Consider the following 20,598-nt stretch of genomic DNA (forward strand, 5'->3'; position numbering starts at 1 on the left):
CGAGCTGCTCGAACAGCGTGCGGCGTGAACCAGGCAGTTTCTGAAACGGGCGCGCGTTGAGGGCCACCAGCAGTTCGGCGATGGCGGCGTTGAGCTCGGCGAGCGCGAAGAAGCGCTGGTGACGCAGGCGGGCTGATATGTTTTGACCTGTCAACTATTGGCACCGAATTCTCGTTACGCACCTCTTCTTTCTTCTATTAAACAGTTTGTTGCAGGGCCTGTGGGGATGTGGGCGAGAGGCCCGAGAGGGTGGGCAACCGGTGGGCCGCGCCTCCGCGGTGCGGGCGGATGGCACCGAGGTCTCGGCGCGATCCATTGGTTGTCCGCACGGCTTTAGCTCGGGCCGGTCCGCAGGAATGCGGACTCGTCTACATATCCACAGGCCAACGGCGCTGTCGGTACAAACACATTGGCTCAGGGCACCCGGCGGCAGACTGCGACGGTGGATCATGCTGATATACGTGGATTGGGTACCACCGGACTTCACTGCGTCGCGGAGCTGGCCTTTCTCTAAGAGCAGGGATCGGCGCGCGGTATGCCCATTGGGGGATTCTCCCGCGCACCACCGGTCTAGCGCGGACAAGGGTTCTCCACACCGGCCGTGGATGCCCTGAGTCAATGTGTCTGTGCGCTGTTGTATCGCCCAATCAGGCGGGTTTCACGAGCGCTGCGAGGGGACTGCCCATCAGGGGTGCGTCGCGGGCGTTGGCGCCGGCGAGAGCCGCGGCATCTCCTGGCGCACGATGTCCCAGATGAATCCGACCAGCTCGCGGGCGATGGCCACGCACACCAGCTTGGTGTTCTTGCCGGCACGGGTCAGGGTGCGATAGCGCCCGCATAGGCGCACCTGCGCCTTCCAGGCAATGCGCTTCGCCTCGGGGGAGGCGTTGGCGGCCTTGGCCTTGAGATGCTTGGTCTGGCGTGCCGGGAAGCGGTAGCTCCAGGCCGATTCGATGAGCATGCGCCGGGCATGGCTGTTGCCGGTGAGGGTGATCGCTCCCTGGCGCCGGCGCCCGCCGGAGGAGTGTTCGCTCGGCACCAGCCCGAGGAAGGCCATTAGCTGCCTGGGCGAGTCGAAGCGGCTGATGTCGCCGAGCTCGGCCAGCAGCACGATGGCGGCGAGTTTGTTGATGCCGCGCAGCGCCACCAGGGAGTCGACCACCGGCGCCAGCGACCACTCGGGCAGCGCGCGCATAAGCTGATCGTTGAGTTGGGCGACGCGCTCGCCGGCAGCGCGTTCGGCATCGATGTAGGTCTGCAGCACCACCTGCTGCCAGGGATCATCCAACTTCAGCCCGGCCAGCCAGTTCTCGTGTGCCGGCGTCCAGCGGCTCTTGCCCTTGGGCCAATGCTGGCCGTGACGCAGCAGGAAGGCGTTGAGCTGCTGGCGCGCCTTGCGCTCCTGCGCCTTGAGATCATCACGCGCGCGGCTGAGATCGCGCATGCGCTCCTGCTCCTGGTCGGGCACCCACACCGCCGTCAGATCCCCACTGCGCAGCAGACGCGCGAGCTTGAGCGCATCGCGCCGGTCGGTCTTGATGCGCTCGCCCGCCTTCTGCGGGATCAGCGACGGGGCGACGACCTCGCAGTCGTGGCCGCTGGCGATGAGCTGACGGTGGAGTCCGTAGCCGCAGGGGCCAGCCTCGTAGCAGAACAGCAGCAGGGCGCCGGCGTAGGCCTCGCTCAGCTTGGCGATGAGCCGTTCGACCTTCTTCGGCGTGTTGGCGATCTCGCCCCGGTAGAGCGGATCCGCACGCCCCGCCTCGGCCACCGCTACGGCAATCGTCTCTTTGTGGACGTCCAGACCAATGTAGGCCGCGTACTGCTTCGCCGCCCCTTGCCCGCTCGCCGCCGACAACGCCACCGGCGACGACGCCGTCTAAACGGGCACGTACCGCGGAAACGCCGAAACAGCCAAGCCCGCACCTAAAGTTGCGCGCGCCGCATTTCTACCCGACTCCAGCCCCGCTTCCAGCGGCCCTACACCGAGCTGGTCTACCAGCCCATGCTGGAGCTGCTGGACCATCTGCGCGCCAACGGCTTCGAGACCCACATCGTCTCCGGCGGCGGCATCGCCTTCATGCGTCCCTGGACCGAGCGCGTCTACGGCATCCCGCCCCAGCAGGTGGTGGGCTCGCAGATGGCGCTGGCCTACGAGGTCCGCGACGGCCGCCCGGTCATCGTCCGCCAGCCCAAGATCGCCTTCATCGACGACAAGGCCGGCAAGCCCGTCGGCATCCAGCGCCACATCGGCCGCCGCCCGATCCTCGCCTTCGGCAACTCCGACGGCGACTACCAGATGCTGGAATGGACCACGGCCGGCCCCGGCCGCCGGCTCGGCCTGATCCTGCATCACGACGACGCCGAGCGCGAATACGCTTACGACCGCGACAGCCACATGGGTCGCCTGGACCAGGCCCCCGGGCTGGCCTGGGACAGCCGCCCCGCCGAGGCCGGCGGCCAGCGCTGGTTCCACCTCTATCCGGACGAGCCGGACATGAGGCCGGATCACCCGCTGCACTGGACGGCGCCGGACCAGACCTGGAACTACCAGTGCGCCAAATGCCATTCCACGTCCCTGGACAAGGGCTACGACCTGGCCACCGACAGCTTCCGCACCACCTGGGCCGAGGTCCATGTGGGCTGTGAGGCCTGCCCCGGCCAGGCTGCTGGCGCCGCTGGCGCGCCTGGACCTGCCGGAGGCCGAGCGCCGGCGTCTCCAGAGGGCCCTGGATGCCTATCGCGCCGCCCAGCTGGTCAATGCCGAGCGGCCCGAGGCGCATCTGAACATCGGGCTCATGGACATGGACCAGGGTAAGGTCGCGCTGGCCCGCAAGGCCTATCTCACCGCGCTGCGGCTGGACCCGGCCTTCGTCCCGGCCCATGTCAATCTCGCCGACCTCTACCGCGCCTTGGGCTCCGACACCGAGGCCAAGGAGAGGCTGCGCCAAGGACTGGCCGAGGCGCTGGCCGCTCCCTCGACGAATAGTGCAGCGCTTGCCCCGCGCGCGGCGCGTGTAAGTGGCTTCCAGCCGCGACGCCAAGTGCCGGCCCCTGCGCCCCAGATCGCAGCCAGAGGCCCGCTCCGGCAGCGCGGTGTCGCTACCCCCCCCGGGCAGATCGCGGCCGGAACCCAAATGCGCCGCCCGAGGCGAACTGCATTTGGTTCACAACGGCCATGTCGGGGTGTCCCCTGAGAAGGTCACAACAAATAATATGTCTTCAATCTGCTCGCTTGCGAATCGGTTCCTGACTTCGGCGGTATTCGGTAGGGCCAGGGTCCAGGTACCGGAAGGGTCTTTTCCGCCGAAGCCAAGCCAAGCACCACCGTTGCCGCGTCGTGTGCTGATGATGCCGTCCACGCTTGTGGCTGCACCACCGATCGCCCCTTGCGCTGCGTTCTCCGTAAAGCGTAGGTCCACCGGTCCGATCTCGAAGGCTGTATCTCCGCGACGAGCGAAATAGAGTGCGATGTGGGCGATCCGCAGTCGCTCGAGATTCGGCGGGAAGTCCTCGCGACGCGTCTCGAACCGGACGGTCATCGGCGTTGCGGTCTGGTCCGGGTTGTGGAGGTCGTACCACTGGTCGGGGAATTGGTGCCGGAAGCTGAAGGCGCGGTCCGCGCCGACTGAATCGCCGAGGGTCTGGATGACCGCCTGGCGATAGTCGAAGCTGTCGAGGGCCGTGTAGTCGAACGTCAGCAAGACATCGGCAATGGTGCTGTAGTCGAACGGGTTCGACGCCCTCGGCATGCGCAGTTCCCAGTCGGTGTCCACGCCCAGCCCCTCGAAGGGCAGCAGCTTGTCCGGCTGCTGCTGAAGCTCGAAGAGGCCGGATGTGTTCTGCGGCGCGCTCAATGCGACCGACTGCGGACCGTAGTTGCGCACCACGGTCTGGAATCCATAGCCGCCGATGACGACACGGGAGGTGCCGGATGTGGTCAGTGTGGCGCGGATGCCGTTGCTGGGGGGGATCAGCGCGATGACCGAGACGCGGACCCGTTTGATGAGACGCAGGTAGTGCCCGGGGAAGTCCCGGTCGAACAGCTCCATTTGCGTGCGGAACTTCAGGATGCCGGTCTCGCGGAAGCGCTGAAATTCCACGGGGAATAGGCGGGCAAGGGAGATCGTCTTCGTCAACTGGAGCTTGCGCTGGTCCGTGTCGAACGCGAATTGGTCGAGCTGGTAGAGGTCCTGCAGCAGCCGGGCAGAGCCGGTCAAGCCGCGTCGGTCAGGTGGATTGCCCTCCGCCGGCCTGCTCGCAAATCCGAAGTCGCTCGGCGTGTCCCAGTAGTCGTCCTGGATGTATTGCGGCGGTACCTCCTGGCGCTCGAACGCGAGCTGCGCTTCGGCGAGCTTCGCGACCGCGGTGGCCTGCTGGAGGAAGAAGCTGTAGACACCTTCGAGGACGCCGCTCATCCATTGGTAGAGCTGAGCGTTGTTGAACTTGTCGGAGAGATATTCGACGGTCACTTCCGCCTGATCGGCGGAGATCTCGGCGATGCGGCGTTCCTGCTCGACGACGCGGACGCGATCTTCGGCAAGTTGGATTTGTTGATTGGCGACCAGCTTATCTTGCTCCACAAGCTCTAACTGGTTTTGCCAGTCTTTCTTTCGTCTCTCATAAGCAGCATAGGTGGAAATGATTGAAGCCGTTTGTGAGAGAGCCTGAGATGTGGCTGAAACCGCTTGGCCCTCTGCTTGCAAGTCTCCGAATTTTGCCGCAGCGGTATAGAGTCCAGCAGCCGTATACAGCAGGCCCATCGACGTAAACATCAGTCCGATCGCGATGCTCTCCAGGACGGAGATGTTCTGGTCCAATAGCGCATTAAGTTGAGTTATCTGAATATCGACTCGGTCCCTTTGCAGCTCCGCCAACGTGACGCCACTCTCAGCCTCTCGTACGCGCAGGTCTTGCAGTCGAACCCCCGCGCGTGCCAGGCGCAGCTCCTGGCGCGCCTTCAGCAGCTTGTAGTATTCGTCGTCAGCGCGCTCGATGGCCGAGAGCATGGCCGTCTCGGCCCGTTGCGCCAGCTCCACGAGCTGCCTGGTGCGCTCCACCAAGAAGGGATAACGGTATGGCGTCGGTCGCAGCGTCACCGCGCCGGACAGCAGCAGGTTGCCGCCGGGACCGATGCTCGGCAGGCCGCTGACGGTGTCGGTGGGTGCAGCATAGGGATCGACCGTGCGTTCCATGCCCGCGATGTTGCGGCAGGTGCGGAGCTTGTAGAGATTCAGCTCGGCATGGAGCCGCAGGCCGTGCAGCAACGGATTCGGCGGGATGCAGTAGCAGAAGGTCGGCGCCGGGATTTCGGCCACCGAGATGATCGGCCGCCAGCCGCCACCGCCAGGCGGCAGCGAAGACGAGAAATAGGCCGACGCCTCCCGGTCTGTACTCCCAGAACCCGCCTGCGATGATGCCGCCACGCCGGACCCAAGCATCGGGTCGATGCCAAAGACGCCGTCGATCGGCACCGCGCTTGGGGAGTCGAGGGTTCCGCCAGGGAGTCCGGGCGGTATAGGCCCCGAAATGGGTCCCCCACCGGAAATTCCGGGTATCGGCCCTGGGATGGGTTCGCCACCGGGAAATCCAGGTCGCGTCGGCCCTGGGCCGGGCCCGCCGCCGGGAATGTTACCATCGTTGCCGACGCCGAGCCCGACTGATGCTAGCGTCGCAGCAATCTCGGGCTGCGCCAGCAGTGCTGCGTGCGCCTGCTCCATGCGAGTGTCTCGGTTGCCCACTAAGCTGCCCAGCTGCGGAGGTGTCATGATCTCCGGACCAAGGCTCGCAACGGCGTCGTGCAGACCGGTCAGCAGCTTGATTTCGGCCGGTCCGGGTCTTGGCTCGTTCGGATCGAAGCTCCCCTGCAGCGCGTCGAAAACACCCGACAGCCGCCCGACAACCCTGGGGTCTTCAAGCCGCGGATCGAGCAGGGTCTCCAGCTCTTCTAGAAAATCGTTGACATTGAAGCCAAGATCGACGCCGGTGGCCGATCGCTTCGCCCGACCCACGGCGATGAGGATCTCGCCGATCTTTGCATCACAGCCGTCCAGGCTCTGATGGAGGACTTCGTCATCCAGCAGCTCCAGCGCCGTCTCGTACAGCGTTCGTGCGCGTGGAATGGATTCGGACGTATCCCGTGTGAACTCGGCGTCACCATATTCCAGAAAACAGCGTATCAGCGACTGCAGCGTAAAACGCGTATAGGTGTTCGGCCGGGTCCGCGCAATCGGATGGGGATACAGTGGTGAGCGCAGCCACTCCTCGGCTCGCTCGTAGGTCGTGTGATCGGGAGACTCCTCGTGCTGAAGCCCGTACCAGACCTTGCGCGGCGACTCCCCGCTGTCTGATGATGCCGGCTCGGTGTAGTCGTAGACGGTGCGATACCAGTCGAGGGCTTCGTCGTAGTAGCCGCGTCGCTGGAGCTCCAGGGCGAGCAATGATGGCACCAAAGAGTAGTATTCCTCCGTATACGCGAAGGTCGACGCCGGCAGGGGAAGCCACGGGTTGAGACCGCGGCTTGGCTCGTCAAGGTCGAAGAAAGATCGCGTGTACTCTCGCCGCACCTGCTGAGCTACACCACTGACTGCCTCCCCCAGCGGGAGCGGCTGCTGGTCGGCAGGGACGATTTGGCGACCCCCGAATTTCTTCAAAGCGCCACCGTAATCGAGACACAGTTTCTCAGCCGCCCAGTGTCGATAGGTGCTGCGCCGGGCAGCGAGGGTGAGCTGGGTCCGTACTCCGGTCTGCGGCGGCCGTCTAGGAATTGGGCTTGGGAGGCCGCTATCCACGGGGAGGCGGTCGATTGCTAGTGCGCCATGCCAGAAATGCCACAATTCGGATTGGCCGGAGTGAGGTGGAGACTTCGAGGTCACTTGTCCCGTATCAGTATCGATTTCAAACAGGCTAAGCCCATTCGCAGAATAGGCAACGGCGAAAATGGTATCGCCTTGGGGCTGGACTTGGGAAGGCCATAGAAAGGCTGCGAGCCAAATCGACCGACCCGCGTTAGGACCGTCTACAAACCAGGAATTCTCACAACCGAGAAGCCCAGGTTGGCTGGCCAGCCCAATACCAAGCCTAGAGTCGCCACCGGCGAACTCTTCAAAAAAATAGTACCGCCATCCTCGTGAATTTGTGCGAGATGCCGAAACTACAGCCCAAAGTTTGACTATACCGCCCTCCCATCCACAAAAGAGGTGACCGTGCGACGGTTGGTGCCATTCGCCATCCTCCCAGTCGCTGCCCGAGTCATCCAGGAAACGCTCCTTGTAAAACTTTCCCGAAGACGCATCTTGAAGCACGACGCTCGGAAGTTGCTGTACAGTGCGAATCTGAGTTACGACTGCAGAAAATGCAGTCACGTCATCCGGAAGCGCGAGAGGCTCGGATTCCTCGTTACTTTCCCAGGTTTCACTGCTCAGATTATGCCGAGCGACCGTCAGCTCATGCTCGGTGCCAGCCTTCCGTTTAGCAAACACCAGAATGGCGTCGGGCTGTTCGTCGGTCCCGCCAAATGGAACGGCGCCCAGAATTTGCAGCGTGCGCTTCTCGCCGCTCAGGCTGCCGATCTTGCGCCAAGGCGACTGCGCATAGTCGAAATCATCGCTGTCATTGTCGAAGCGGCTCCAATAGCAATGGCCGCTGGGAGAGCGGGCGTACCAGTAGGTTCGCGTTCCAGCGTGACAGGATGCTTCGATGTCGAGCTGCGTGACGTCACGGTAATAGGTGGCGTAGTCCTTCGCGAGCCGTTCGGCGCGGGGCGGATCGAGCCGCTGGCCGAGGCGCAGGTCACCAACCAGGTTCGTGAAGCCCTCGGACTCCCAGCGCCGGAGGGTCGGATAGAGGACATTCTCCGGATAGAGGAACACGAACATCGCCGAGCGCCAGGACGCATAGGAGCCGAGCCACCGCCATTCCTCGTCGAAGGCGTCCGGCTGGCTCAGGGCCAGGTCCGGATAGGTATCGCGGAGCTGGCCAGTGCGGATCGACCACAAGAGCCCCTGGAGGGTCTCGATCGCCTGGCTGACGCGGGTCGTCAAGAGACAACCGTCGACCTGCATGTCGATCAGCAGGCGGTCGGCGAGCCACTTCGCCTTCTCGGCGAGCGTGGCGCCTTGTGCATCGGTCAGCTCGATCAGGGCGTCGCGCAGGGGTGGGAGGACCACCTCCTCGGTCGCTCGAATGAGGGTGCGATGTGCCTCGGCGACCACGTCCTGCTGGTCGCTGCGGGCGCGCAGCGTCTCCTGCCAGTCTCGACGCTCCGTGCTCGTGGCACGCCATTGCGGCAACGGCGGCGGCTCCGGGAACGGGAATCGCAGCACCGGAGGCTCGGGTAGCCGGAAGAATACCGGGCTCAACGTGATGCCGTCCGCGCGCTCTTGCACATGCCAGGCGCCGAACCGAAGCTCCTTACCGATCTGGATCAGAATCCCGTAGACGTCGTCCCATTCGGATTCCAGCACCGGCTGGCCGGCCAGCAAGAGGCGGCGGATACGCAGCAGCAACGAAAAGGCGGCGTTCGACAGCTTGAGCTGACCGAGCCGCCCGGTGATTTCAATCCCTTGGCTCTGCTCGTCAGCGAGGCGCTCGAGCCCCGCGCTGTCGAGCCCGGTGCGCTCGCTGAGCCTGGCATCGAGCCAGGCAAGGTCGTTGCCGCGATCGGGGAGGGCTTGCTGTTCGACCCAGTCGTGGCGTTCCTGATACCGAACATAGGCCTCATTGGCTATCAGCGGTGTTGCGAAGTCGCCCTCGCCGCCCGGCGCATTGTCCAACAGCAGGTCGGGGTCCACGATGGGCCGGCGGCTGTGGCTGCGCAGCGATTGCAGCCATTGTTGACGCGCGTTGGCGTCCGCCCGCCAGCGCGGCAGCCGGGCCTTGTAGACCTGCCAGTCTTCCAGGTTCCAGAAGCCTTCGAAGTTCTTCCAGGCGTCGTCACTTTCGCCCAGCGGACGCGACTGGAACAGCGTCAACGCGCGAACCCTTGCGAGGATGCGATAAACTCCCTGCCAGTCCGCCTCCGAGATCGGCGCACCTTCGGCGGCATCGCGGGTCTTCACGTCCACGAGGGTGCCGAGCGTCTCGACGGTGAGGTAATGCGCATCGATCGCGTCGCGCGCCTCACGCACTGCGTCATCGTCATCCGAAAGACCTTGGCTCAAAGCTGCGAGCCGATCGGTCATCTGGTCGGTGAAGTCCTTGCCGAAGGTCTCGTACAGAAGCTTGACGTAACCTTCGGCGCCCAGATCCAGGTGCTTCCGGCGCAGTCGGGTCGGCTCGTCGTTCAGCCATTGGCGCCGCCGCTGCCAAAGTGTGCGCACCGCCACGCCGTAGGGAGCGTCCGGGAGGTCGGCAAGCTCGAGCGTCTCCGGATCGACAAGCGGTCGATCCTCCGGCACATCGAGCGGCGGCCAATGACCTTCCCGAGGCGGCGTTATGGACTGCCAGAAGGTGTCGGGATGGAGCTTGATGGGCTCGCTGCCATGGTGGTCCTCCGCCAGCCAGCGCGGATACCAGAGGCGACGCTTCTTCGATTGCAGACAAATGGAGCCGGCCTCGCGCCGCTCCCCGCGGGTGAGGGGCTCGACGCCGGGGCGCAGCGGCGCCAGGCGCTCCTGCTCGCGCAGGGCCAGCAAGTGTCGGAAGCCTTCGAGCGTCAGCCCCAGGTCGTTCTCGATGACGTCGGCCGCCTGGGCCGCTGTGGTCTCGTTCGCGAGCTTATCGGCGAACTGCTGGAGATCATGCCCCGGAAACACATCGCCAATCATGTCCTGGACCTGCATGACACAGAGCCGTCGCAGCTCAGCATCCACCTCCAGTCGCCGGTCACGCCAGCGCGCGAGTGCCCGTTGGCCGCCCTCTGTGTGGAGTCGAATATCGTCCGGGCCGATCAGGTCCGGGTCGATGACCGGGAATCTGCCCATGGCGTAGGGGTCATCCGGATGATCGGCGGTCCGCCACTGCGCGCGCAGATGCTCGATGCGCCAACGCTCGAGGTCCGATGGTCGGTCGTCGGCGGCTTCATCGCCGGGACCAGCCTCCACCAAGCCTGTCGCCTGCACTCCGAAGCGTTGCTCCAGCGTTTGCTCCGTGAATGCCAGCGGAGTCGCCGACAGGTCGAAGAACAGCTCCGGCAGATGCACAGGGTCGATGCCCAGGGTCGATGCAATGGCCTCCGCTGAGTCCAGGTCCGACCTACGGGCCAACCGCAACGCCTCGTAGGAGGTGCCGAGGCCCGTCAGCAACTGGATGTAGGCATTGCGCAGATAAGAGCCTTCAACAGCCTCCGGCACCGCGATCTCTTGCGCGCCGAGGTAACCGCGCAGGACCTCGACGGCAATGCGCACCTGCCGTACCTGCCCCTCAACCGCGGCGCAGCTGCCGGGCAGCGCCGAGAACGACTGATGAAGCTCCGAGTCCAGCCAAGACAGTCCGCCACCGCCGCTGACGCGTCCGCTGAGCGCAACATAGGCGATCAGGTCGCTGAGATAGGCCAGCGGGCTGACGGCCGCTTCGCAATCCCGGCATCGGCAGACCTGCTCGCAGGGGTCCTGAGCATCGCCTCCGCCGGAGACCGGTCTGCCATTGGCGCGCTCGACGCGGCGATGGGTCCAGATATTGTTGAGGATCGCTTCCTGGGCTCGGGCACGCTGGTGGATCTGTCCGGCCGCTGGCCCGCCGAGGTCGCCTGCGGTCTGCTCGATGAAGACAGGCCCCGGGGTTCTTGCGATGGCCGTGATGCTGGTAAACCCGTGGCTGATGAGCGCGGCATTGGCCTGTGTTGCGGTACCGAGCACGCCCAGGTTCGCGTGGGCGACCAGGGCCGATACGGCCGGGTCGTCAGCGATGCCGAGCTGCTTGAGCTCACCAGAGGCCGTGACCTTACGTATGTGTTCGACCGTCCGGATGCCGGCAGCGTCGAGTGCGGACCGAGCTGGCCGGGGCAGGTCGATTCGTGCCTGGTCGGCCAGCTCCAGGATGGTCGGGTTCGGCAAGCGGAACACCGGGGCCGTTACCGACTGGGCGACGGCCAGCGCCGGCGACTGGTGAGACGTGGCAGCCGTGTTGCTGCGCCTGCGCGTCGACACGTTCGGCACGCGCGTTTCCCAAAGCGGCTTTAGCCTGTCCGTTGGACCGGTCAGCGCGGCACCGCTGGCCGGCAACTCCGGTGACGGCGCGACAATGGCCGACCGTCTAAGCGCTGCCGTTGCTTGCCCATCGCTTGCCGTGACGCGGAATCTGGCGTCGAGCCGCTTCGCGTCTTCCGCGCTCGGCACCTGGCGTCCGGCGCAATGGCAGACGGCCGCGTAGGCGACGCGGTCGCCGGGGCGCAGGGCCGGCAGGCGGGCCTGGAAATACTGTGCCATTGCGCCCGTGGCGTTGCGCAGCCAGCGGGCCGGGAGGGTCTCGATCGGTCCGTCACCGATGCGGTAGAGCACCTCGATGTTGTTGCTCGCATCGATCGGCCTGACGCCGACGGTGATGGTGAGATTGTCCCCGGATGGGATGTCTCCCGTCGGCGCGGAGGCGTCGTCCGTTCCGTACCAGAGCGTCAGGCCGTCGTGCTCAAAGCGCATGGCTCACCCTCGTCGGCTGGTTGATCGGCAGGGATCGACTTCCTCTTGCGGGAGCGGACCTATCAATCACAAGGCGCCCGCGCGGCAGTGTCAGGTAGCCCGCCGGATGTCGAACCGTTGTGCGGAACCTGCGCGCTACTTGCGCTGGTTGTTGCCGGACGGCTCGGCGGCTTCTGCGGCAGGCTCGAAGTCGAGGCGAATGACGGCGGTCGGGTCCTTCAGCCGCAATGCGAAGCGCTCGAAGACACGGAAGCGATAGGTTCCATCGACATCTTCCTGCATGAAGGCCACGGTGGGCGGCCGGCCGACGACCAAATCCATTGTGTTACCGCCGATCGAGACCATGACGCCTTGTGGCGTCTCCTTTCCCTTAACCGTGCGGGCCGGAAAGGTGCCGGAGCCGAAGAAGCCGGCCGTGACCAGGGGCTTGATCCGATCTGCCGGCATGATGAGCGTGTTCGCCAGCGGAACATGGGTGTCGGCATAGGGCACCGTCGGCAGGGCGAGCGCATACGGGCCATAGTGTCCCGCCGCCTGCAGCTTCGCGTAGGCGCGAGCGACCGCGCCGGCCGTGTTCTCCCCATAGTTGGGTTGACCGCCGGAAGGCGTGAGCGGAGAAACCGTCTCGATCTGCGTCAGCGGAGTCTTGAAGCCGAGCAGTCCGTCTCCGGCCGGCCCCGACCGAAGCCGGACCTCGGGCGGTGTGCCCGTGAAGAGCGGGTTGGTCGCAACAGCCGCATTTCCTTCAAACAGCAGCAGGTCCTGGGCTTGGCAGAGTAGGTTCGTGGCGCGCTCCGCGAGGGTCTTGGCCGTCATCTGCTCGGCCTCTCGCTCGACCTGCTGCGGGGTCAGCGTGAACTCGACCCAGGTCTCCACCAACGGGGTCGTCGCGCCCTCATCGACGCTCAGCACGCCTCCGGGAACCACGGTGTCGGACGGCACCGTCAGTGCCTCCGGTAGCGGGCCGTACGGCGGCAAGAACTTCGCCGCGATCTTGATCCGATCGGCCTCGTCGTGGACGGCTTGGTCGATGTGGGTCCACTCGTCGCCCCAAGGAAGTTTGTCTCTGCCGTTGGTCATGAAAATGGCCCTCGTTTGGCCGACATGATGGGTTGGATACGCCTATCTGCTGTGAACACCCGCTTTCGAGAGAATACGCTTGCGTCCATAAATGACGCGGAGATTTTCAGCCGGACCATCCGTCTTACTCTGTCCCTACTGGCAAAACGTCCGGCAAACTCAAGTGGCATTTGCTAATAAAGCAATCGATTACGATAAAGGGCAGGGTACCGATTTTGATGGTCTCGAATCTTAGACCGTTGCTGGCGAATGTGGATTTCTCGATTAAGTTGGTTTTCCAAAAGAATTCCTTTAACTTTATCTTCGGTGACGCCTGGCACAACTGACCCAATCGGCTCTCTCTCATAGAAGATTTCAGAAGAGACCATATATTCGCCCTTAGGCTCAAGCCCGAAGCCCAATACCGTCGCTTCTAAACTTGCCTCATGCTTGGTCTCGTAAGTTACGAGATCGAACTTTCCGTTAAGCCAGTCATAGCCCCAAAACTTGTAACTCCAACTGCGCACGACCTTACCGCCTAATACTAGGCCGATCCCGCTTAGTTCTAAGCCAGGGCCGACAGCAAAACCGATTTCGAAGCCTGATCTCCCTGTGCTATCAAGCACATCGGTTGCCTTAAGTTCAAAACCTGCTAGCAACACGTGAGCGCCGACGACGGTAACGCCAATATTCTCCGGAGCACTCAAATTAGTACCAAGGCGCGGCACCTTCAAGCCGAGATCCACATTGATAATGGGCGGTTCATCGTCCGCGTTACCTGGAGATACGATACCTTCGCGATCCACAGTCTTCATAGAAGTATCGGTATTAAGGAGTGCCGATTGAACAGCATTGCCAGCACCATCTTCGGTCCGTGAATTACCTACTGTTGAAGAAATGCCAGGATTGTCGCCCTTTGGTATTACTTGTTGGAGCATTTCTCGGACGCCGGGATCTTGCAGGCCATACCTCAAAGGATGCTGAGGATTTATCAGGTCTACATCTATTTCGCTCTCGGACACATTCTCTAAAGTCGGCGGAGGTTTCTCGCTAGTCCCACTTGGATCAATATTCCCCAGTGGATTATTGGCAAAAGCTACGAAGAGATTCCGCGCCATCGCTCCGCGAACCGGGTCGGGGCTCATCCAACGCAGTACCCATACCGAGAAATACCGAGCGCCGTGAAAAAACAAACCGCTTTCTTTATCGCGTTCCTTACCTGTAAAGCGATACCGCTTGCGAGAAAAACTTCCGAAGCTGGTTTCGCCATAAGGGGTGTATTCCTCGCGATTGATCCGGCGGCCGGAGTCGTCGATCACGACGTTACTGCTGCCCAGATGATCGCCGATGTGGTATTTGGTCGCCGGCGTACGATCATCTGAGAATGGTGTGCCAACACGAACGAGCGCGATTCGCTGAGCACCATCCATGACGTGCAGCATGTTGTTTTCTTCGTGGATTCCAGCTTGGACACTCCACTGGCGCTCAAAAATGCCGTCGACGTAAACCGTCACCGCATAGCTACCGCCTTGGTCCCGAACCAGCTTCTTTACCCGCTGCCCACCGGCGTCGTAGAGGTATTGCGCGTGGAGCGAAGGCGCGGCAGCACCTGGCGCTTGGGTGCGAAAGGCCTTCATCTGGTCGCTGTGATTCCACTCGAAATGCCGGGAGCTGGCTTCTCCCGTCATATTGCCGTTGCTGTCATAGGCGTAGTCGTAGCGCTGGCTGATCTGATCGCTTATCACTACTGTGGTCAGCCGATTGTTGTCGGCGGCGGGATTCAGGTTCCGCGTGAACCCGTGACCTCCGGCCTGGTGCAGCAGTTGGATCAGGTTGCCGGCCGGGTCGTACTGGTAGTGCTCGGTGTAGGCGCGCACACGGGTCGGGTCATTGTTACGCGGCCGGTCGTCCCAGGGCGCGGGCTCCGGGGGCAGATCGGACTCGCGTCCGGTGGCGGAGAGCAGCCGGTAGATCGGGTCGTAGGTGAAGCGGCGGTCCAGGGCATCGGTACCCAGCAGCGTATTCGGGATACCGCTCTCGGGCGTTCGGTCGAGGATCGCGGTGATGTTGCCGGCCAGGTCGTATTGGTAGGCGAAGTCCTGGAGCGCTGCGCCGGCGGGCCGATAGCTGTCCGGTGCCGGCAGCGAGCTCAGATAGCGCTCGCTGCGCAGCCGGGTGAGCCGGAAGGTCTGCGGGTCGTAGGCGTAGCGGGTCATGACGCCGTTGCCGTAGGCGATCAGCGTGCGCTGGCCCTTGGCGTCGTAGGCGATGTGCTGGACGTAGGGCTGATCGTCCAGCGCGAGCTGCTGCAGTGCCCCGGCGCGGTTGTAGCGGGGCCTCAGGGTCTTGCGCTTCCCGTCGACATCCTGCGGGTACCGCAGCTCGCGGATGCGGTTCAGGGCATCGTAGGTGCTGGAGGTGCGGTAGTCGGTCGGATCCAACAGACTGGCCGTGTGGCTTGCCAGGTCGGTCCCCGACGGCGGCTCCCAATCGACCCGGAAGGCCGCCAAAGATCCGCCCGGCGGCACCCCGCCGCCGGGCGCGCTGAAGACGGCCAGGATGGGTCCGTCGCCGATGACCTGGCGCACCTTCTCACGGACATTGCCCTTGAAGTCGTAGTCCTCGAGGGTCAGGCGCCCGGCCTCGTCGAAGTGCCGATGGAGCCGGCCGAGGCGGTTGCTTTGCCGCGCCGCGTCGCGCTCGCTTGGGATCTGGCCCGGATCGCCGTCGTCGCCGTATTCGAGGCGCTCGCGCAGCGTCATGGGCTCGTTCGCCGCATCCCGTGCCCAAAGCCGAACTGGGCGCTGGAGTCGATCGTAGGTCTGGAGGATCAGCGCCCCTTTGCTGTCGCGGCGCTCGATCTCGTTGCCGGCGGCGTCGAGCACCGTGCGGCGGACACCGGCGTCGATGCTGTCGATCCGCAGCGGGTTGTTGGCGAGGTCGTGGACATGGTGGAAGGCGCGGCGGCCAACGGCGTCGATGATCTGCACCACATTACCGCGGATGTCGTAGGTCGTGCGGGTGCGGTACCAGTCGGCGACGGGGTCGGGGCCATTGCGCTGGATCGACTCGACGGTGCGGCCGAGGGCGTCGATGCCGATGCTGGCGGGCGTGAAGTGATGGGTCGGCGGGGCGCGATCGGCCAAGGGCACCGGATTGCCCGCCGCATCCGTGCCGGTGCTGAGGGGGGCGAGGTCGTTGACGTCGTAGGTGTAGGCCTCCCAAGGCGTCGGGTCGAACCGGTCCGGATCGCTCAGGTCCGGCGGCACGCCGTAGATCACGCGCTGCTCGGAGCCATCCGGGTTGTGGGTCCGGATCACCTGCCCGCGCGGGTCGTAGATCATCGTGACCCGCTGGCCGAGCTCGTGCTCGCCGGGCCGGCCATAGTCCCAGCCGCTGGAGAAGAACGGCTCGTACTGCTCGACCACCTGGCCCTTGTTGTCGAAGACCAGCGAGCCGCTGACGACGACGTTGGGCGGCGCGCCCGGTGCCTGTCGGTGCCCATGGATCTCGGTGCGTGTGGCCTCGGTATCGGCCTGGTCCACCGGCAGCACGCCGCCGCCGAAGACGGCTTGGCCGAAGCGCAGGTCTTCGCCCTGGGTGCGGGTCTGGAGCAGGCGGCCGAAGCCGTCGGAGTACTCGACGGTGGTGATGGTCTGGTCGCGCTCCGGCAGCGGGACTTGGTGGTCCTGGACATGGTGCTCGCGCCGCACGCTGCGCACGTAGACCGGCTGCCGGGCCTCGGGCGGACTATTGGCGAAGGCAAGGAAGTCGTAGTCGAAGCGGGTGCCGGGGGTGTCCGGCGTGTCGCCGAGCTGCTCGCCCTCCTTGCCCATGACGGCGATCCAGGCCGGCAGGCCCAGCGGCGTGAAGCCGAAGGCCTGGCGGTTGCCGTTGGCATCGGTGACGAGCCGGGGCTGGAGGACGCGGTAGTCGTAGTCGGCGCTGGTCGCGAGGCCCACCGGATCGGTGACGCGCACCGGCAGCAGGTCGTAGGCGTCGTAGGCGATGCGGGTCTCGTGGCCGAGCGGATCGCGCATCGCGACCGGCAGTCCACGGCTCGGCCCGGCCGGGCTGGCCTGGAAGTCGTAGCTGCGTTGGTCGCTGGCGATGAAATACCCGGTCGCATGCTCGCTGCCGGCGGCGCCGTCGTGGTACGCGTAGCCGGCCCGGGCGGGGAGCGCGTCGCGGAAGGGCTGCGGATACTCGCCCGTCCAGCTCGGCGCGCCGTTCGGGTCCAGGTAGGGCGGCATCTCGGGCGGCGCCGCGAGCTGGTCGCCGCTGCGGTAAGCCTGCTGGAGAATATCCTGGGTCAGCACCAGGGTGTCAGTGCGCACCAGGGCGCCGTGGTCGCCGATCTGGCCGACGGGCAGGCCCTGGAAGGACGGGCCGTCGTAGAAGCTCAGGCTCTGCCCGATGATGTCGCCGGGCGCCTGATCGCGGGCGATGGCGTCCTTGAGCTGGAACAGGTCTTCCCGGCCCGTGCTGCGGATCTCGCGGGTCGTCGTGCGGGCGACGCGATCGACGATGTAGACCGCGTCGCTGTCGCGCTGGGCGTAGTCGGTGAGGGTCTGAGTGATCCGATAGCGCTCGAGGGACTGGGCGTGCTCGCGCTCGTGCGCCGGCGTGTCCGGCGGCAGCCCATCGCTGGCGATGGTGACGGCCTCGCCCAAGTCGAGCCCCCGCCAGCGCGGGACGGCGATGCTGATCTGCGACCTGGGCTGGCCGTAGGCGTCGAAGTGGTCGGGCCGGCCCTGGGCGTCGTAGTGCTCGGTGAAGCCGAGCAGGGTCATGGGCTCATCGCCGCGCTCCCATTGGGTGGTGCGCTCGGCCAGCGTGTACGGAAAGAAGATGCCGTGACGATCCGGCTGGTCCGGCCCGGGCGGTGACTCCTCGCGAAGGCCGAAGCGGGACTCGGTGACGGTGTAGGGGCGGTCTTGGCGGTCGCTGCCGTCCAGGGCGTAGAGCTCGGTGCGCAGGGTGCGGCCGCGCAGCGCCCGCAGGGCATCGCGCTTGTCGCGCCGGGGCAGGTCCCGCAGGAAGTCATCCAGATCGCCGACGCCGTGCAAGAGCGGCGGGTCGCCCGGCCAGTACTCGGCACTGTGGTCGGCAATCATCCAGTCGCCGTGTTCTTCGCCGATGGGGCCCTGATGGAACCAGGTTCTGGTCAGAGTCGGCGGCGAGAAGTGGCGGGTGTCGACACCGGCGAAGGCCGTATCGGCACCATGCATGCCGGCAGCGTTGTAGGTCTCGAAGGTCTCGGTATCGCGCTGCTCGACCAGGCCGAAGCCGCGGAATTCGCGCTCGGCGCCGTCCCAGTAGCCGTGGTGGTAGGCGTACTCGGTGGTGAGCTTGCCGCGGGACAGGACGTCGATGACCTCGACCCGGGCCACGACCTGGACCGGGAAAGGCAGCGTCGTCTGCCAGCGGGTCTCCGCGCGGCCTTGGTCGGCGAGGTAGGTGTGGGTCGAGGGCTCGTAGCGCACGCGGGTGATCGCGCCCATGTGGTTGTCCATCTCGTCGAGCAGATAGGGCTTCAGGCCACCGGTGAAGTCCAGGAAGAACATGCGCTCGCGGGTCGAGCCGTCCGCGTCGGCGGTCCAGAGCACACCGGCGATGCCGGTGCCGAGCAGATCGACGAGACGCACGGCGTCGAGATCGTGGACCGGGTGCGTGCCGGCGATCTCGATCGGGTCGCTCCAGCCGTTGCCGCTCTGGTTGAGCCAGAGGGTGATGCGGCGGTCGTGGACATAGACCAGGTCCGCCAGGCCGTCGCCGTCCACATCGCCGATCAGCACCCGCCGCGGGTCGTAGCCGAGGCTGTAGCCGGCATCGCGAAAGCGGGGGCTGTTCTGCATGTGGATGCGCGGCCCCCAGGCGCCGTGCCCCAGGCTCGGCCAGTACTCGATATTGCCGTCGTGGACGAGGACGATGTCCTGGAGGCCGTCGCCGCTCATGTCGCCCCATTTGACGCGGGGGTCGGAGAAGCTGACGTCAGGGAATTGGTCGAGGGCGCGGCGCTCGACGAACCGGGAGGCGTGCCAGCCCCCCTGCTCCGGGTCGTTGAAGAAGCACTCCATGCGGGCTCCGGACCTGATGACGTCGGTGATGCCATCGCCGTCGAGGTCGACGAGCTTCACCTCAGGGTCGGCCAGGCTGAAGCTCGGTGCCTGCCGGTAGCGGCGGAACGAGCGCCGGTCCCATTCGCCGGTGTGCTGCAGCGGGAAGAATCCGGAGAGGCCGTTGCCGTTGACTAGCAGATCGATGCGGCCGTCGCCGTCGGCGTCCATCAGCTGCACATTGGGATCGGCGAGCCTGAGGCCGGCGGGGGCGTCGCGCATCGGGCGGGGCAGGTCGAATCGGCCGCCGCCGAGGTTACGCCAGTAGCGGGCGGTGCCGTTCAGCTCCAGGATGTCCGGCAGGCCGTTGCCAAACAGGTCGGCCAGCTCCAGCTCGGGGCGGCCCAGGGAGCCGGCGGGCAGGTCGCGGCCGGTCAGGGGCCGAAAGTCGCGTCCCTCGGGTTGGAAGCGGGAGTAGCCGCATTCGAGCGGCGGCAGGGACTCGGTCGCCTGGCCGTCGTGGCCGGTGACCTGGACCTGGCTGAGGAGCGAGACGCCATTCGGCGGTAGACGTTGCTCAAGGTCGGTGAGGTCGTGCCGTTGGTCGAGATAGACCAGGCCGTAGGTGCGGGCGAGGCGGGGCTGGTCGGCGTGGGTCGAGATCTCGATCCGGCTGCAGCGCCTGCGGGTACGGACCTCGAAGCCGGCACGCCGGACGGAAAAGGGATCGGGGCGCGCTTCGTAATGGAACAGGACCTCGACCAGAAAACGATCGTCCGATTCGTCTCCAAGATTGACATAGGCGATGCGCTCGAGGTCGAGGTGGTCCCACTGGTGAGGTCCGTCGGTGCCCGAGTCGCGCTCGTACTCGTACTTGATCAGGTTGCCGAAGGGGTCTCGGGTCTCGCTGAGCTTCCAGTCGAAGACTCGGCTGCGGTTGCTCGGGTCGGCGACGACGGCGGGATCGGCCCCGGCGGCATCGGGGGTCCCGTAGAGGCTGACGAGTCCGTCCTTGCTGCGCACCTCCCAGTAGTCGTTCGCCGGATCGTGGTGATGGATGATCCGGGCGAACAGGCCCTCGGTGCGCGGCCGATAGCGCGTCGCAGTCGGCGAGTGCTCGACCGGCACCAAGTCCTCCGCGCCGGAGAGGATGAAGGTGTCCGTGGCATCGTCGTAGATGGGAACGCCCTTCGAGGTCTTGCGGCTCACGCCGGGGACGCTCAGGCCCCAGCCGAGGCCGAACGGACTGTTGCCGTTGCCGCTGCTGTAGACCAGACTCAGCTCGGGCTGGAAGCCGTTGCGGCCCGGCGGCAGTGCGATGGGCACCGTGAAATTGCCGGTGCCCGTGAACAGGTCCGAAGAGAAGGTTTCGCCGATGCCGCTGACAGCACCGCCACCTTTTGGCAGCGAGATCACCTGCTCGGCTGTGCCTGACTTGTTGCTCATGGCGGCCTCGGGTACCGACCGTTTGGAGCGGCAGTTTCGACATCGTCGAAGGCCTTCCAGCACCTAGAACCAAACAGCAGGACAGCGGGCCGGGTGGCAAGCGCCTACGATACCGATTAACGACTAGGCTGCGGATGTCATTCCGTCAAGGCGCAAAACAGTTTGTGAAACTCACTGAATTCCGCCTCCATGACCAGGAATTGATCTGGCTCAACTGCTGAACGATCGTCTGGTCGAAATCGTCAATTTACGCGCTACTCGCAGGGTTTCGCCGCGAAGGCCGAGCTGGCGCGGCTGCGCGCGGGACTCGGGCAGGGCGAGAAGCCATCGGGGCCGGCGGCCGTTATAACGCGCCAGCTGGAGGCCGGCGCGCAGCATGATTGCCCCGTGGTCGCGCCGGTCCTCCCGCAGCTCTACCCGGACGACGCTATCCGCCTGTGTCAAATGCCTCTTGCGCA

At 65.1% G+C, this 20,598-nt stretch carries 8 protein-coding genes; 4 read left to right on the forward strand and 4 right to left on the reverse strand.

Going from position 1 to position 20,598, the window contains the following annotated elements:
* Positions 1 to 685 precede the first annotated feature (685 nt).
* Entirely contained in the window at positions 686 to 1,858 is a 1,173-nt protein-coding gene (locus tag CKO40_RS16210) for an IS110 family RNA-guided transposase (protein WP_200347511.1), read from the reverse strand.
* Between the two features lie 87 nt (positions 1,859 to 1,945).
* Between CKO40_RS16210 and CKO40_RS24465 the strand changes: the two genes are divergently transcribed.
* Both CKO40_RS24465 and CKO40_RS16225 read left to right on the forward strand, forming a co-directional pair.
* On the forward strand, positions 1,946 to 2,818 hold the full coding sequence (locus tag CKO40_RS24465) for an HAD family hydrolase (RefSeq protein WP_338074201.1): 873 nt from the start codon (positions 1,946 to 1,948) through the stop codon (positions 2,816 to 2,818).
* Entirely contained in the window at positions 2,799 to 3,197 is a 399-nt protein-coding gene (locus tag CKO40_RS16225) for a tetratricopeptide repeat protein (RefSeq protein WP_200347445.1), read from the forward strand. Before CKO40_RS24465 ends, CKO40_RS16225 begins: the two co-directional genes overlap by 20 nt.
* Here CKO40_RS16225 and CKO40_RS16230 read toward each other — a convergent pair.
* On the reverse strand, positions 3,168 to 9,635 hold the full coding sequence (locus tag CKO40_RS16230) for a Tc toxin subunit A-related protein (RefSeq protein ID WP_200347446.1): 6,468 nt from the start codon (positions 9,633 to 9,635) through the stop codon (positions 3,168 to 3,170). The genes CKO40_RS16225 and CKO40_RS16230 overlap by 30 nt on opposite strands.
* On the opposite strand from CKO40_RS16230, the gene CKO40_RS16235 reads away from it, so the two are divergent.
* Together CKO40_RS16235 and CKO40_RS16240 are read left to right on the forward strand one after the other, a co-directional pair.
* Complete coding sequence (locus CKO40_RS16235) at positions 9,636 to 10,181, forward strand: hypothetical protein (RefSeq protein ID WP_200347447.1); 546 nt, start codon at positions 9,636 to 9,638, stop codon at positions 10,179 to 10,181.
* Between the two features lie 880 nt (positions 10,182 to 11,061).
* Positions 11,062 to 11,310 (forward strand): hypothetical protein, encoded by a 249-nt coding sequence (locus CKO40_RS16240; RefSeq protein ID WP_200347448.1) that lies wholly within the window; start codon positions 11,062 to 11,064, stop codon positions 11,308 to 11,310.
* 401 nt (positions 11,311 to 11,711) lie between these two features.
* On the opposite strand, the gene CKO40_RS16245 is transcribed toward CKO40_RS16240, so the two are convergent.
* Together CKO40_RS16245 and CKO40_RS16250 are read right to left on the reverse strand one after the other, a co-directional pair.
* Positions 11,712 to 12,656, reverse strand: coding sequence for an encapsulin (locus tag CKO40_RS16245; protein WP_200347449.1), 945 nt, complete (start codon positions 12,654 to 12,656; stop codon positions 11,712 to 11,714).
* 173 nt (positions 12,657 to 12,829) lie between these two features.
* On the reverse strand, positions 12,830 to 20,140 hold the full coding sequence (locus CKO40_RS16250) for a SpvB/TcaC N-terminal domain-containing protein (RefSeq protein ID WP_200347450.1): 7,311 nt from the start codon (positions 20,138 to 20,140) through the stop codon (positions 12,830 to 12,832).
* Positions 20,141 to 20,598: the final 458 nt, after the last annotated feature.

The sequence above is a fragment of the Halochromatium glycolicum genome (assembly GCF_016584085.1).
GTDB lineage: Bacteria > Pseudomonadota > Gammaproteobacteria > Chromatiales > Chromatiaceae > Lamprobacter > Lamprobacter glycolicus.